The sequence below is a fragment of the Citrobacter sp. Cpo089 genome, from assembly GCF_030332695.1.
GTDB lineage: Bacteria > Pseudomonadota > Gammaproteobacteria > Enterobacterales > Enterobacteriaceae > Citrobacter > Citrobacter portucalensis.
Map to the genome: position 1 here is coordinate 1 of NZ_JAOWHJ010000070.1, position 14,495 is coordinate 14,495.

Consider the following 14,495-nt stretch of genomic DNA (forward strand, 5'->3'; position numbering starts at 1 on the left):
CCCGGCTGTATGCGCGAGGTTACCGACTGCGGCCTGAGTTTTTTAAGTGACGTAAAATCGTGTTGAGGCCAACGCCCATAATGCGGGCAGTTGCCCGGCATCCAACGCCATTCATGGCCATATCAATGATTTTCTGGTGCGTACCGGGTTGAGAAGCGGTGTAAGTGAACTGCAGTTGCCATGTTTTACGGCAGTGAGAGCAGAGATAGCGCTGATGTCCGGCAGTGCTTTTGCCGTTACGCACCACCCCGTCAGTAGCTGAACAGGAGGGACAGCTGATAGAAACAGAAGCCACTGGAGCACCTCAAAAACACCATCATACACTAAATCAGTAAGTTGGCAGCATCACCGGCTTCTTCTTTTGTTTTAGCCATCATATTTAGCTTAATGTTCTTTGCATTAAGCACATCCGAAATATTCATAACTCACCTTCATTAATATAATAGGGTTACAGCGCCCTCAACCGAATAAATCAAGAGCGAGAGTAAAGAGACAGATCGGTTAAATAGACTCTTTATCCCAAGTAATGGCTTAATACGGTTGAGCGCGCTGTAATTTTAGGCAGCGACTTCGCGCTGGTAGATATCGACCATTTTATCCCAGGCATCACTGACATTATCCGCCAGGGAGAACAGACCCGAGGTTCCCACAATAAAGACGTCAACACCGGACCGGGAGATCACATTAAAGGTTTTCTCGTTGCAGGATCCATCAATCTCAGTCAAGTAGTGGTAGCCTTTATTTTCACGCATCGCAATCAGTTCTTTGATTTTGGTGAGTGATTCCGGAATAAACTTCTGCCCTGCGTAGCCGGGGTCAACCGACATAACGGTCACTTTATCCAGCAGATGAGCGTACTCTTTAATAGCATCCGCTGGAGTTGCCGGATTCAACACGACGCCACAGCGGCGACCAGCATCTTTAATCTGGTTCAGCAGGCGGAATATTTTGTTATTCGCCGTTTCCGGATGGAAACTGATAATATCGGCTCCGGCCTCAATACACATTGGAATTATATCTTCCGGGTGATTCACCATCAGATGCACATCAATTGGCACATCGGTGATTTTCTTCAGATTTTCGATAAAGAAGGGTGACAACGTAATGTTCTTCACATAGCTACCGTCCATAATATCGACGTGATAAAAATCAGCCCGGGCGTTCATTGCCGTAATTTGTTCTCTGAACCGCGTTAAATCCATACACATTAACGAGGGCGAAAATTTAGCTGCCATACCTTACCTCTATAAGAATCAATTAGTTAAATAATGAAACGACATGCCCAAGTATGATGCCAACAACGCCGAAATCCGCATCACCAAAGGTGGTGGATGCAAAACCAAGGTCGCCCATTAGAGGCAGCAAGATTGCAGGCAAAAACGAAATCAGCAGGCCGTGCGCGAAGGCCCCCACCACCGCACCTCGGCGACCGCCGCAGATGTTGCCGTAGACGCCCGCCGTCGCGCCGCAGAAGAAGTGTGGTACCAAACCCGGAACAATGACGCTTAAACCAAACAAAGGGCATAGGAACATGCTCACCAGACCGGCGGCAAAACTTGACAGAAAACCGACGATTACGGCATTCGGGGCGAACGGAAAGACGGTTGGGCAGTCGAGCGCCGGTTTGGCGTCTTTCACCAACTTGTCGGCGATACCTTTAAAGGCTGGAACAATTTCGGCAATAATCATGCGCACACCCGCAAGGATGATCCACACGCCTGCCGCAAAGGTCAGCGACTGGATAACGGCGAAGATGATAAAGTTCTGACCACCACTGACGCTGCTCTCAACAAATTCCTTACCTGCAACCAGCACCAGAATTACAAACAGGATCATCATCGTCAGAGAGATAGCAACCGAGGAGTCCCGCAGGAAATTCAGTGATTTCGGCACCTGCATTTCTTCAATTGATGGGCTACCTTTACCGACCGCTTTTCCCACCAGCGCCGACAGCAGATAGCCAGTTGAACCAAAATGACCTAGTGCCAGATCATCAGTACCGGTTATTTTGCGAGTGAACGGCTGCAGAATGGCCGGAGAGACCACCATCATGATGCCGAGGATCACCGCCCCGACCAGTATCACCCAAAATGGTGACAAGCCGCCGACGGAGAGAATGACAGCCAGCATCGCCGCCATATACAGCGTGTGGTGCCCCGTTAGAAAGATGTATTTCAGCGGTGTAATGCGGGCAAGTACAATGTTAAACAGCATCCCCAGCACCATGATCATTGCCGTCGCGGTACCGTAGTTTTTCTGCGCCAACGCCGCCATAGCGTCAGTATTTGGCACAACGCCCTGAATATGGAATGAGTACTCAAACAACTGGCTAAACGTTGTTAACGTAGTGGCAACAATCGCCGCACCGGATGTTAGTATTACAAAACCCATTATAGTTTTAAGAGTTCCGGAAATAACCTCGGAGATTGCTTTTTTTTGCAATAATAAACCGATCATGGAAAACAGACCGACCAGTATTGCTGGTGTACCCAATACATCATGAATAATAAACTGCAGCATAGAATGACTCCGTAGGGCCGCAAAAAATTAGTCAGAGATTCTCGGAAAGAATTTCTTTGATTTTATTGTTATCCAGTAAATTTGATAAGCCAAAGACCTGTGCAGCATGGCTGGATAGGTGCTCAGCAATATCTTTAGCGCTAAGAATAATATCTGCAGTTTCGCTTTTCGCCGACGTCAGATCAGTATGAGAAACAACTGCTTCTTTATTTAACTCTTTAATGATTTTTTTCACGTTCATTTCAACGATAAAACTACTGCCTAAACCGTTACCACACACAATCAGAATTTTTTTCATCTTTACCTCACCATCCGTTGATAACGGCTTGAATTTTTTCCATTGAGGATGCTTTTAACAACGCTGAGAGTCTTTCATCATCGCTAAAAATATCCGCAAGGGCTGTGATCATATTAATGTGCTCATCTCCCGAAATCGCACATAACATAATCACCACATAAATAGGATCATTGCCTTCCGAGTCAAAAGAAATGCCTTGTTTAATATGCAAAAGCGATAAGCCATTTTTAATCCCACCCTGTTCCGGACGAGCATGGGGCATCGCCAGACCAGGTGCTAAAATATAATAAGGACCGAGTTCCTGATGGCTATTTAAAATGGCTTTAATATAAGCCTGAGTTATCGACTCTTTATCCAATAAAGGTTGTGCCGCTAACGTAATGGCCTGTTTCCAGTCACAGACTGAATCCACAATTTGGATATTTTCCGTAGGTAACCAGGTCGTAATCATAAATACCCCGATAGCGTTGAAATTGAGCCTACTATAGAGGAATGCCTTCACGCCTTACCGTGATCTCCCTCGCAAAGTTAGCGCTAACACTATGGCGATGTTAAAATTCTTGTTACCGCTAACTTCATTAACCATACTTATCATTACTTTGCAGTTGGGCAATGCGCAAAACGCTAAACATCATTTACAATGGGAGCCCAGACAGGCTATAGGAGGACATCAGTGCAGACGTTACAAGCGGACGATAGCGCGCGAGAAAAACGCAGGAAAAACACTGGCAAAATTACGCTCGCCGAAGTGGCAAAACTGGTCGGCGTTAGCACGATGACCGTGTCGCGCGCATTACGTATGCCTGAAAAAGTGAATCCTGAACTACGCATCCGCATCGAAGCAGCGGTGAACGAGTTGGGCTATGTGCCAAACCTGCAGGCCCGCAGCCTCGCCTCTGCTGACTCCAGTCTCGTAATGGGTGTGGTGCCTTCTTTTTCCTCCCCTGGATTTCTTGCCGTCTCCGAAACGCTACAGACGGTGATCGCGACCCAGGGCTACAGCATGATGTTTATCGAGTCCGGCCAGGGTGGACAAAGCGAAGAAAAAGCCTTTGCACAAATGCTCGCCTATAACCCGGCGGCAATTGTTCAGTTCAATATTGATAACATCAGCAGTTGTTCGCAGATGATAAGTAATACCGGCGTGCCGGTGGTTGAGATTGGTGCTATTAATCGCGATGCTAGCTGGGTCAGTATCGGCGTTGACTACGCTGCGGCCATTAAAAAGCTGGTTACCTCCCTTGCGCAGAGCGGATATAAAAATATCGGCTTGCTCTGCACCGCCTCCAATAACATTATGTTTCGCCAGGTGCTGAGCGGCTGGAACAGCGCCATGCTCTCGGTTAACCACTCCCCACATCGCGTGGTGACCTCTCACCTACCAGCAGGCATAACGACCGGTTTAAACCTGCTGGGAGATATTCGTATCACCTGGCCAGAGCTGGATGCGCTGATTTGTACATCTGATGAAATTGCCTGCGGCTGCATTATGGCCTGCCACGGTGCAGGACAAAAAGTGCCCAACTCCCTGGCATTGGCAAGCTTGAGTGGTGGTACTCTTGCCGCAGTTTGCTCACCTTCTCTGACTGCTGTCGAGTTCCCATGGAGTGAAACAGGAACTCGCGCAGGAAAAACGTTACTTGATCTCCTTGCTGGCAATTCGACGGATAAATTCATTGAATTACCATCAACGTTACAAGTTCGCGCGAGCACCAGAAAAATGTAATGCGCTAATATATTTATTGATTTGTCATCCTGCCTACAGCCTTGCATATCTCCGTAGGCCTGATAAGCGAAGCGTCATCAGGCATGGCAGTTATTGTCGGCTGAGCAGCGTTAACACTTCATAGTGCGCGGTGTGTGGGAACATATCGAAAAGTTGGACGCGTTCAATGCGATACCCGGGCAACTCACAAATATCCTTCGCCATGGTTTGCGCATTACAGCTGGAATAAATGATAAAACGCGGTGCCATGCGGGAGAGAAAATCGCACAGCGGCTTTCCAATCCCGCGACGCGGCGGGTTCACCAGCACCAGGTCAGGTACTTCGCCCTGAGCGGTAGCAAACTGGGTTGAATCCAGCGCCTGAAAATGCAGATTCTGCAATCCAAGCTCCTGCGCTGACTGCTTCGCGCAGGTAATCGCTTCTGGCGCGATTTCAATCCCCGTCAGTTTCATCTGCGGTGTGGCGCAGTGCAGACCAAAGCCCCCGACGCCGCAAAACAGATCCCACATATGATTAACCGGAAGCTGACGCACCCAGTCGCGCGCCGTGGCATATAACTGCCCCGCTACCACCGGGTTGGTCTGGAAAAAGCTCTGCGGGCGGATCCACAACGGCACATCGTTAAAGCGTTCCGCCAGTGCCTGTTGTTCAGTCAGGAAGATTTCGGTCTCCCCTTCCATAATCGCCATATGCACCGGCTGAATATTGGCAGTAATCACTTTTAACTGTGGGAGTTGTGCCTGCAACCAGGGTAGCGCCGCGCGCAGTTGTGCCAGTTTTGCGTCAGAACGCAGGACAAAACGCAGCATCATACCGCCGTCGTACCGGCTTTCCGTTAACAGCAGATATTTCAGTTCCCCGCGTTTTCGCGCCACGTTATAGGGCGTCAGCCCCGCCCGAGCGATAAACGGCTTAAGCGCGGCAAATACGGGCGCAAAAGACTCAGGATAGAGCGGACAGTCGCACAAATCCTCAGGCGTACCGTCACGATGCAGCATTCCCAGCAGCGGTTTTTCCACGCTGCCGCTGACCACCATTTTAGCTTTATTACGAAACGCGCTTTCCGGACCACTGATCGGCGCGCACCATTCTCCGACCGGATGCTCGGCAAGCAGATTCTGCAGATCGGCTGTTTTAGCGAAGAGTTGATCGGCGACAGGCTGAGTTATCCACTGACAGGAGCGGCAGCGCTCGGCGTCATATAGTGCGCACTGCATACAAAAACCTATAAATTAACAGGGGGCCAATATTATACACGTTATTGCAAACGGAAGAACCGCCTGCTGGACGCAGGAACAAACAGTAACAGCAATACCAGCATATCCGGCAGTTTTTGCATTACCAGCGTATGCAGGATTTCGCGTCTGGACTCCCCCGCAATACTGAATAGTTCTGGGTATCCGTAGCCCAGCGAAGCAGCCCACAGATAGGCGCTGGCGATAATCTGGGTCAACAGATAGATCCAGCGTGCCCAGTTCCGTCCTTTTACCAGCGAAAATGCGCAGTAAATTTCGATAAATAGCAGCATCAGACTGCCCAGAAACACCAGCGTCAAATTCCAGGTCTGCACGCTGCGATGAATAAACTCACTGGTTCCACGAAACCCAAGCGTATTAAAAATCATCAACAGATCGAGACAGCGGATCATGATAATAGCCAGCGCCGCCACCTGCACCAAAGCAGGGACGTTTAAGCGAGCATGTGATGTGGATGATTTCTTAAAAAATCCCAACGCGTCGTCTTCCATGAAAACGGCGCAACCACCACAGCTGCGCCGTATAGACAGGTTGGCAGATTTTAGTTTTTTCAGCCGCGTCTTGCACGTTGGATATCGCGGATCCGTTGTTTTTCTGTTCGCGCCATCAGATACCACGCGATAAATCCGATAATTCCTACCACACCAAGGATCAGCGTCGCCAGCGCGTTGATCTCCGGGTTCACCCCCATACGTACGCTGGAGAACACCAGCATCGGTAACGTTGTGGCGCCAGGACCAGAGACAAAGCTGGCAATAACCAGATCATCGAGCGACAGCGTGAAGGCTAATAACCAACCGGAAATCACCGCCGGCATAATCATCGGCAGGGTGATGACGAAAAAGACCTTCAGCGGCGTGGCGCCGAGATCCATCGCAGCTTCCTCAATGGAGTGATCCAGTTCGCGCAAACGTGAAGAAATCACCACCGCCACATATGCCGTACAGAAAGTGACATGCGCCAGCCAGATGGTCAGCATGCCGCGATCCGCTGGCCAGCCGATGGCGTGAGCCAACGCAACAAACAGCAGCAGCAGCGACAAACCGGTAATAACATCCGGCATGACCAGCGGCGCGGTGATCATAAAGGCGAAACCATTTGAACCACGAAAACGACCAAAGCGCACCATTACCACGGCGGCGATGGTGCCAAGGATTGCCGCCATCGTCGCAGCACCCGCAGCAATCGTTAAACTCATGCCGACGGCGCTTATCATCGCGCTATCGTGGAAAAGCTCACCATACCAACGGGTTGACCAACCCGCCCATACCGTCACCAGCTTCGAGCTGTTAAACGAATAGATAACCAGCATTAGCATCGGCGCATACAGGAAGGTAAAACCCAGCACCAGGATAAAAATACGCCACGGCGAGCGAACGACCGGTAAGTTATTCATCCGTGTTCCCCCACGCTTTTTTGCTGATATTTATGGAACCACATGATTGGCACAATCAGTAACAGCAGCATAATAATGGCGACAGCAGAAGCCACCGGCCAGTCGCGGTTATTGAAAAACTCCTGCCAAAGCACACGGCCAATCATGATGCTATCCGGGCCGCCCAACAGTTCCGGGATCACAAACTCGCCAACAGCCGGAATAAATACCAGCATTGACCCGGCGATAATACCGCCCTTGGTCAACGGCACAATCACGCTAAAGAAGGTCTTCAGCGGCCGGGCACCTAAATCCAGCGCCGCTTCCACCAGCGAGTAATCGATACGGGTCAGCGCGGTATAAATCGGCAGCACCATAAAGGGCAAATAGGCGTAAACAATACCGATGTAGACCGCCAGATTGGTGTGCAAAATCGTCAACGGTTGGTCGATGACGCCCAGCCACATCAGGAAGTTGTTCAGCACGCCGTTGTTTTTCAGGATCCCCATCCAGGCATATACGCGAATTAAAAACGAGGTCCAGGACGGCAGGATCACCAGCAACAGCAGAATATTACGCGTTGAGGGTTTACTGTGCGCGACGGCCCATGCCAGTGGGTATCCCAGCAGCAGGCAACAGATTGTCGAAATTCCCGCCACCTGTAACGATTGCAGGTAGGCATCGAAATAGAGCGGATCGTCCGTTAACTGCAGGAAGTTGGCTAAGTTGAGTGTGATGGATAGCTGATCATCAGCCCATGAAACGATGTCCGTATAGGGAGGAATAGCGCGCGCCATTTCAGCCAAACTGATTTTGAAGACAATCAGAAAAGGCAGCAGAAACAGGAGCAGCAGCCACACATACGGCAGCGCGATCACCAGCTTGCGCCCGTGCTTCATTTGCAGCCGCGACATAAACAGCGTGAATCGCCCTGCTTTATCCACGCGTGCCGGAGGTTCAAGTGTACTCATCTTCGCTCCTTAAACCGTCAACACCACACAGCTGTCCGCATCCCAACATAAACGGACTTCGTCACCCCAGGTTGGTAATCCCTTGCGATAACGATGCTCATTTTGTAGCTGGGCGCTCAACATCTGGCCGCTTTTCAAACGTACGTGGTACACCGACAAATCACCCAGATAGGCAATGTGCACCACTTCGCCTACCGCGAAGTTATAACCCTCTGGCGGAGGGGCTTCGCAGAGCATGATTTTTTCCGGACGCAGCGCAACATACACCGGGACGTTATCGACAACAGAAGCATCGGCGTCCACTTTCAGCGGATGTACCAGACCAGGAGACTCAATCACCAGACCATCTTCCTGGCGTTCTTTTAGCAGTCCCTCAAAAACGTTTACCGAACCGATAAACTCTGCGCTGTAACGCGTAGTCGGATGCTCATAGATCTCTTCCGGCTCGCCAATCTGGACAAATTTGCCACGGTTCATGATCGCAATACGGCCCGCCATCGTCATGGCTTCTTCCTGATCGTGTGTCACCATCACGCAGGTCACGCCGACGCGTTCAAGAATATCCACCACTTCCAGTTGCATGCGGTCTCGGAGTTTTTTATCCAGCGCCCCCATTGGCTCATCCAGCAACAGCAGTTTTGGACGTTTTGCCAGGCTGCGCGCCAATGCCACGCGCTGACGCTGGCCGCCAGAAAGCTGATGTGGCTTGCGTTTGGCGAACTCCTGCATATGCACGAGTCCCAGCATCTCATTCACCCGACTGGCGATTTCAGCCTTCGGCAGTTTGTCCTGCTTGAGGCCAAAGGCAATGTTCTGCTCCACCGTCATGTGCGGAAACAGGGCATAGGACTGAAACATCATATTAATCGGACGCAGATAAGGCGGGACATGCGCTAAATCGACGCCATCAAGCATGATTTGCCCGGTAGTCGGCAGTTCAAATCCCGCTAACATGCGCAGCAGAGTCGATTTGCCACAGCCGGACGCGCCGAGCAGAGCAAATATTTCACCTTTGTAGATAGTAAGATTGACGTCATCAACGGCGTGCTGACCGTCAAATGACTTGGTCAGATTGCGAATTTCAAGCAGCGGGGTCAGCGCCTTGCGGATTTTCGCTTGTGGGCGTGGGGTTGCATCATTCACTCAGGTGCTCTCCGGCATAAAACAAAGAAACGGTGCAAATAACGCACCATAACGGTGCGTATTGCCGGGTTATATGTGTCCGGGCTCAACACTGCCCGGCAGGCAAAAATCCTGCCGGGTCATGTCCCAAACATCGGTTTATTTCCCGCTTTTTACCTTCGTCCATGCGCGGGTACGTACACGATCGATCTTCGGATCCTGTACTTTCAGTGTGAACAGCTTGGCGCGAACATCCGCAGGCGGGTAGATACCCGGGTTGTCACGAACCTCAGGGCTGACCAGAGCCGTCGCTTCTTTGTTGGCATTGGCATAAAACACGTGGTCGGAGATATGCGCAATGACATCAGGGCGCAGCAGGTAATTGAGGAACTGATAGGCTTCATCTTTGTTTTTCGCATCGGCAGGCATCGCGAATACGTCAAAGAACGCCATTGCACCTTCTTTAGGAATTGAGAAGGAGATATTGACGCCATTTTTCGCTTCTTTCGCACGGTTTGCCGCCTGCCATACGTCCCCTGCCCAGCCAATCGCGACGCAGGTATCACCGTTTGCCAGGTCGTTAATATATTGCGAGGAGTGGAAGTAGCGAATATTTGGACGCAGCTTCAACAGCAGATCGGTTGCTGGCCCGGTGTAATCATCCGCTTTGGTACTGTTTGGGTCTTTACCCAAATAGTTCAGCACCGTGGCAAATACCTCTTCTGGCGCATCGAGGAAAGAGACGCCGCAGCTTTTGAGTTTTTCCAGATTTTCCGGTTTGAGGATCAAATCCCAGCTGTTAACCGGCGCATCCGGCCCAAGCACCGCTTTGACTTTATCCACGTTATAGCCAATACCGGTCGTAGCCCACATGTACGGCATCGCGAACTTGTTGTCCGGATCGTGTTTACCCACCAGCTTCAGCAGTTCAGGATCAAGATTTTTCCAGCCCGGCAATTTGCTCTTATCCAGCGGCTGGAATACGCCCGCAGTCAGTTGACGCTCAAGGAAGCTGGCAGAAGGAACGACAAGGTCAAAGCCGGTACTGCCAGCCATGAGCTTACCTTCCAGTACTTCATTGGAATCAAATACATCATAGATAACTTTAATTCCGGTCTCTTTTTCAAAATTAGCCACCGTATCCGGGGCAATATAATCAGACCAGTTATAAATATGCAGCGTTTTTTGTTCAGCAGCGAGCGTGCCGGCAGAGATGGCCATCAGAGCACCCGCAACCAGGCCTGATAACCATTTTTTATTTAAGGCGGTCATAATCTCTTTCCTTCTGAAAGTTCGTTAACAAACGAACAAAAATGTCACACTCTAATGATATGCAAGAAACGTGCATATTCTTTCATGCAGCACCGATGAAAAGAGAGACCTCTCCTCATGCCGCTGTTGCTCGCTGGCATCCGCCTATGCATTCAACACACATTGTGGCCACAGGTCAGGTCACAAGGGACTGTTTAAATGATGACGTTGGTAAGCTTCGCAAGAATAACTTTAGCCAGGAATTGTGGATATAGCCCAGATTAAAAAACGTCTTTTATCAATTTTTTATGCAGGAATTGTCTATGACATAAAGCGGAAGGCGCTGAATCGAGGTGAATAATTCTTTAATGAAAGGTTAAATGCAGAATAAAAACAGGCAATACGCAACCGCTCTGGCAGCGGCTGCGCAATATATGTCCAGATTCAGGAAGAATTAATGGAGGAAATGAATTTCAGCGGTGCTGTTTTGCGCATCTTCTTCAGCATTAAATAACAGCTGATGCGCTCCGGCTTCGAGGATCACCATCGATATTTGCTCTTCGCTCTGGCGAACAAAACATTCAAACTGCTCAAACGTTACGCCCGGCGTAACGGATAAAGACTGGCAAACCACCAGCTTTGGCAGATTATCATCCTGCATATCCAGAAAAGCTTTCACCGTCAGTGAACTGGCATTGATCGCAGACAGATCGGCTGCCAGTGGCAGCAGTGCAGAAGGTCTGACTTCCGCCATCGCAGAAAACAGAATGACGTTATCGACCAAATCAACTTTTGCATCAAAGATGCCGTCAAAATTCTGCATGTGTGGCAAGTGCAGCGCCTGACAGGTATCGCATTCAAAAAAACTCATGCCCAGGTCGTCGAGCCATTGACGCAACGTATCCAGAGTGGGAACGACCAGTGATGTCATAATAATGTGCGACCTCTATTGATGAAAAAAATACCGGCACAGCTTACGCAAAAAGAGCGTGTCATACCACGATCGCAATCGATATTGCGCTTAGCCGCCGATTTTAAGACAAAATTCAGGAGTAGCATGGCGCTCGATCCACTGGATCATTTTCGCGGCAATGTCTAACCCGGTAGTTTTCTCCACGCCTTCCAGCCCCGGAGACGCGTTGACCTCCATGACCAGTGGCCCTCGATCAGCGCGCAGAATATCAACGCCTGCAACGTCCAGGCCCATAGTCCGGGCGGCTTTGAGCGCAATTTCTCTTTCGCGCGGCGTGATACTCGCAATAGTCGCCACACCACCGCGATGGAGATTAGAACGAAAATCGCCCTCTTTAGCCCGTCGTTCAATGGCGGCCACTACTTCATCGCCCACCACGAAACAGCGAATATCGCGCCCCTTCGCTTCTTTGATATATTCCTGAACCAGGATATGGGCATTCACCCCACGAAACGCATCTACCACGCTTTCTGCAGCCTGCCGCGTTTCCGCCAGCACCACGCCAATACCCTGGGTGCCTTCAACCAGTTTCACCACCAACGGCGCACCGCCAACCATGTCAATCATGTCGCTGGTATCGTCCGGAGAGTGAGCAATTCCGGTGATGGGTAAATCAATTCCCTGACGCGCCAGCAGCTGTAGAGAACGCAGCTTATCGCGCGCTCGCGTAATCGCTACCGATTCATTCAACGGATAGCTACCCAGCATCTCAAACTGGCGCAGCGCCGCCGTCCCATAAAAGGTAATCGCGGAACCAATCCGCGGGATCACCGCATCGAAATGAGGAAGCTGACGGCCCTTGTAATGAATAGAGGATGCCGCTGGGCTGATGTTCATATAGCAAGAAAGGGGATCGATAACTTCAACCAGGTGACCGCGCTGCATCGCCGCTTCACGCAGGCGTTTACAAGAATAGAGCGTTCCGTCCCGGGACAAAATGGCAATTTTCACCCTGCACCTCTCTGAATGACCTGGTAAAAGCTGGCGTATCATACACTGGGTTAAAATCTTTAGCGCGTGGCCCATCCCTGTTTATGCAAATATTCCAGGATAAAGGGGCGACTTTCTTTAATGATGGTACGGCGAATATGATCGCTCCAGGTGTCGCGGCGGGTATTGCTGCCTCGGGTCAGATAGTACTGCGCGAGCTGCTCATCATATTGCGCCAACACATCGCTGTTGAGTGGCTGATATTGATTTTCGTGCACCACAAGCGACGCGGGCAGCCGCGGCTTGATATCCGGGTTATCCGCAGGCCAGCCGAGGCACAAACCAAAGAGCGGAAGAACATGTTGCGGAAGCTTCAGCAGTTCGGTGACCGGCTCAATATTGTTACGCAGGCCACCAATAAACACGCCGCCAAGTCCCAGCGACTCTGCCGCCGTCAACGCATTTTGCGCCATCATTGCGGTATCAACCACGCCCAGCAGCAGCTGTTCCGCCAGCCCAAGTTGCGCGTCAGGGCAAATCTGCAAATGACGATTAAAATCAGCGCAAAACACCCAGAACTCAGCGGCCTGTGCCACATGCTTTTGGCCGCCAGATAAGGTAGCCAGCGATTCGCGCAGAGATTTATCCGTTATGCGAATGATCGTCGTGCACTGTAGAAAACTGGAGCTTGACGTTCCCTGAGCGGCGGCAATAATCGCCTCACGCTGTGCATCCGAAATGGCATCATCAGTAAAATGGCGAATGGAACGGTGGCTGCGGAGTAAATCAATGGTTGGAGTCATCTCTTTTGTCTCTGTCTGAATCAGTTGAATCACCGGGTGTGCGAGACATCAGTTGCGGTGCCAGCAGTTGAGCAACACGCCACATCAACGCCACCGCAGCAGGGAGCATCAGCAGTACGCCCAGAAATATCATCACCACGCAGGCTAACGGGCTGTTAAGCGGTGCGGGCAAGGTGAGGTAATCGTTAAGCGATAGCAGTGCCAGCGATAACAAAACCATCCCAATTATTTCCAGCATCAATACGCATTTGGGTAATACACCAATTGTGCGCATACGCGGCCTCCCGGCGAAATGGCTTCCATTATAAAACGTTCCGGCTTGCCGTGTTTAACAGATATAGCTTGAGGATATCAAAGCAACAGGCTGAACCTGCTTTCCATCCGTCACAAATCGCGGCATCATAACCAGTATTGCCATCCGGCCTGATAAGTTCGAGGAGAAAGAGATGTTTGCCGTTATTTTTGGTCGCCCAGGGTGCCCGTATTGCGTGCGCGCAAAAGAATTAGCAGAAAAATTAAGCAGTGAGCATGACGATTTTAACTTCCGCTACATTGATATCCATGCTGAAGGAATTACCAAAGCAGATCTGGAAAAGACGGTAGGTAAGCCAGTTGAAACCGTTCCGCAGATTTTTGTCGATCAAAAACACATCGGCGGCTGCACGGATTTTGAAGCTTGGGCAAAAGAGAACATGAATCTGTTCGCCTGATAGCGGTTTCTACGCCCTCACCTTGAGGGCGTCATCAGTTCTTTTTCCGCCGTTGATGCTGATTGAATAAGCTACTGATAAATAAAAAACATAATGCGCCAAGAGCGCACCAAAACACCGCACTAAACAACCACGCCAGCTCTTGCCACAATGAACGCGTCGGCATAAAAACGAACCGCATCAGTAACAGGCAGCACGGCGCCGCCAACATTGCACCAAGCAGGGGTTTGAGCACTTCCCGACGATGGGAAAAAAAGCTTGCTGCAGCACCAGGTAAGATAAAAAACAACAATCCGACCTCAGGATGCCCTGCCGCTCTGAATGCCCCTTTCACGTTCAGCGTTAATGAAAGACACACCACAATAAAGAGCACAAAGCAGCAGACCGCACTCGCCCAACTTTGCTTATGTTTCAATCGTTCCTCCTGACACATTCTCTATCGAACACTCTTTTCGCCCGCAGGCGTCCAGTCAGATAAAGTAACTCGGCATTCCATGCCAAAAACACACCCACACGATTCTTATAGCCGTTGATACGTAATGAGATTAAACTAACCGCA

17 protein-coding genes and 1 pseudogene are annotated in these 14,495 nt (G+C 50.4%); 2 read left to right on the forward strand and 16 right to left on the reverse strand.

Annotated features, from left to right (window positions below; genetic code table 11):
* The 5 genes and pseudogenes from OGX92_RS18445 to OGX92_RS18465 form a co-directional block, all read right to left on the reverse strand.
* Positions 1-295, reverse strand: a pseudogene (locus tag OGX92_RS18445) (IS1-like element IS1A family transposase); the annotation flags it as partial.
* Between the two features lie 262 nt (positions 296-557).
* Positions 558-1,235, reverse strand: coding sequence for a D-allulose 6-phosphate 3-epimerase (gene alsE, locus OGX92_RS18450; protein WP_063940634.1), 678 nt, complete (start codon positions 1,233-1,235; stop codon positions 558-560).
* A gap of 22 nt (positions 1,236-1,257) precedes the next feature.
* Entirely contained in the window at positions 1,258-2,520 is a 1,263-nt protein-coding gene (gene ulaA / locus OGX92_RS18455) for a PTS ascorbate transporter subunit IIC (protein ID WP_126956752.1), read from the reverse strand.
* 31 nt (positions 2,521-2,551) lie between these two features.
* Entirely contained in the window at positions 2,552-2,818 is a 267-nt protein-coding gene (locus tag OGX92_RS18460) for a PTS sugar transporter subunit IIB (RefSeq protein ID WP_063940636.1), read from the reverse strand.
* Between the two features lie 7 nt (positions 2,819-2,825).
* Positions 2,826-3,269: a PTS sugar transporter subunit IIA gene (locus OGX92_RS18465; RefSeq protein WP_126956750.1), complete on the reverse strand. Its 444-nt coding sequence runs from the start codon at positions 3,267-3,269 to the stop codon at positions 2,826-2,828.
* A 222-nt stretch (positions 3,270-3,491) separates the two neighbouring features.
* Here OGX92_RS18465 and OGX92_RS18470 point away from each other — a divergent pair, with 222 nt between their 5' ends.
* Positions 3,492-4,544 (forward strand): LacI family DNA-binding transcriptional regulator, encoded by a 1,053-nt coding sequence (locus OGX92_RS18470; RefSeq protein ID WP_080470551.1) that lies wholly within the window; start codon positions 3,492-3,494, stop codon positions 4,542-4,544.
* Between the two features lie 90 nt (positions 4,545-4,634).
* Here the strand turns inward: OGX92_RS18470 and rlmC are convergent, their stop codons facing one another.
* The 10 genes from rlmC to OGX92_RS18520 form a co-directional block, all read right to left on the reverse strand.
* Positions 4,635-5,762, reverse strand: a complete 1,128-nt coding sequence (rlmC, locus tag OGX92_RS18475) for a 23S rRNA (uracil(747)-C(5))-methyltransferase RlmC (RefSeq protein WP_063940639.1) — start codon at positions 5,760-5,762, stop codon at positions 4,635-4,637.
* 41 nt (positions 5,763-5,803) lie between these two features.
* The gene (locus OGX92_RS18480; protein ID WP_267440842.1) at positions 5,804-6,292 is read right to left on the reverse strand and encodes a YbjO family protein; all 489 of its coding nucleotides are present in this window, start codon (positions 6,290-6,292) and stop codon (positions 5,804-5,806) included.
* Positions 6,293-6,351: 59 nt separating this feature from the next.
* Positions 6,352-7,197, reverse strand: a complete 846-nt coding sequence (potI, locus tag OGX92_RS18485) for a putrescine ABC transporter permease PotI (protein ID WP_003831669.1) — start codon at positions 7,195-7,197, stop codon at positions 6,352-6,354.
* Positions 7,194-8,147 carry a putrescine ABC transporter permease PotH gene (gene potH, locus OGX92_RS18490; RefSeq protein WP_286586915.1) on the reverse strand — a complete coding sequence of 318 codons (954 nt, stop codon included), beginning with the start codon at positions 8,145-8,147 and terminating at the stop codon, positions 7,194-7,196. Before potH ends, potI begins: the two co-directional genes overlap by 4 nt.
* A gap of 9 nt (positions 8,148-8,156) precedes the next feature.
* Positions 8,157-9,290: a putrescine ABC transporter ATP-binding subunit PotG gene (gene potG / locus OGX92_RS18495; RefSeq protein WP_003831665.1), complete on the reverse strand. Its 1,134-nt coding sequence runs from the start codon at positions 9,288-9,290 to the stop codon at positions 8,157-8,159.
* Between the two features lie 138 nt (positions 9,291-9,428).
* Positions 9,429-10,541: a spermidine/putrescine ABC transporter substrate-binding protein PotF gene (gene potF / locus OGX92_RS18500; RefSeq protein WP_003831664.1), complete on the reverse strand. Its 1,113-nt coding sequence runs from the start codon at positions 10,539-10,541 to the stop codon at positions 9,429-9,431.
* 433 nt (positions 10,542-10,974) lie between these two features.
* On the reverse strand, positions 10,975-11,451 hold the full coding sequence (locus OGX92_RS18505; RefSeq protein ID WP_003831662.1) for a type III secretion system chaperone family protein: 477 nt from the start codon (positions 11,449-11,451) through the stop codon (positions 10,975-10,977).
* A gap of 90 nt (positions 11,452-11,541) precedes the next feature.
* Positions 11,542-12,444, reverse strand: coding sequence for a 30S ribosomal protein S6--L-glutamate ligase (rimK, locus tag OGX92_RS18510; RefSeq protein WP_164562966.1), 903 nt, complete (start codon positions 12,442-12,444; stop codon positions 11,542-11,544).
* A 59-nt stretch (positions 12,445-12,503) separates the two neighbouring features.
* Positions 12,504-13,226, reverse strand: coding sequence for a nitroreductase NfsA (gene nfsA, locus OGX92_RS18515; RefSeq protein ID WP_048235739.1), 723 nt, complete (start codon positions 13,224-13,226; stop codon positions 12,504-12,506).
* The gene (locus OGX92_RS18520; RefSeq protein ID WP_149281401.1) at positions 13,210-13,500 is read right to left on the reverse strand and encodes a DUF1418 family protein; all 291 of its coding nucleotides are present in this window, start codon (positions 13,498-13,500) and stop codon (positions 13,210-13,212) included. The genes nfsA and OGX92_RS18520 overlap by 17 nt, the downstream gene beginning before the upstream one ends.
* 172 nt (positions 13,501-13,672) lie before the next feature.
* Here OGX92_RS18520 and OGX92_RS18525 point away from each other — a divergent pair, with 172 nt between their 5' ends.
* Entirely contained in the window at positions 13,673-13,936 is a 264-nt protein-coding gene (locus OGX92_RS18525) for a GrxA family glutaredoxin (RefSeq protein WP_003035358.1), read from the forward strand.
* Between the two features lie 34 nt (positions 13,937-13,970).
* Here the strand turns inward: OGX92_RS18525 and OGX92_RS18530 are convergent, their stop codons facing one another.
* A complete protein-coding gene (locus tag OGX92_RS18530) occupies positions 13,971-14,351 on the reverse strand; it encodes an inner membrane protein YbjM (protein WP_003035356.1) in 381 nt (126 codons plus the stop codon).
* Positions 14,352-14,495: the final 144 nt, after the last annotated feature.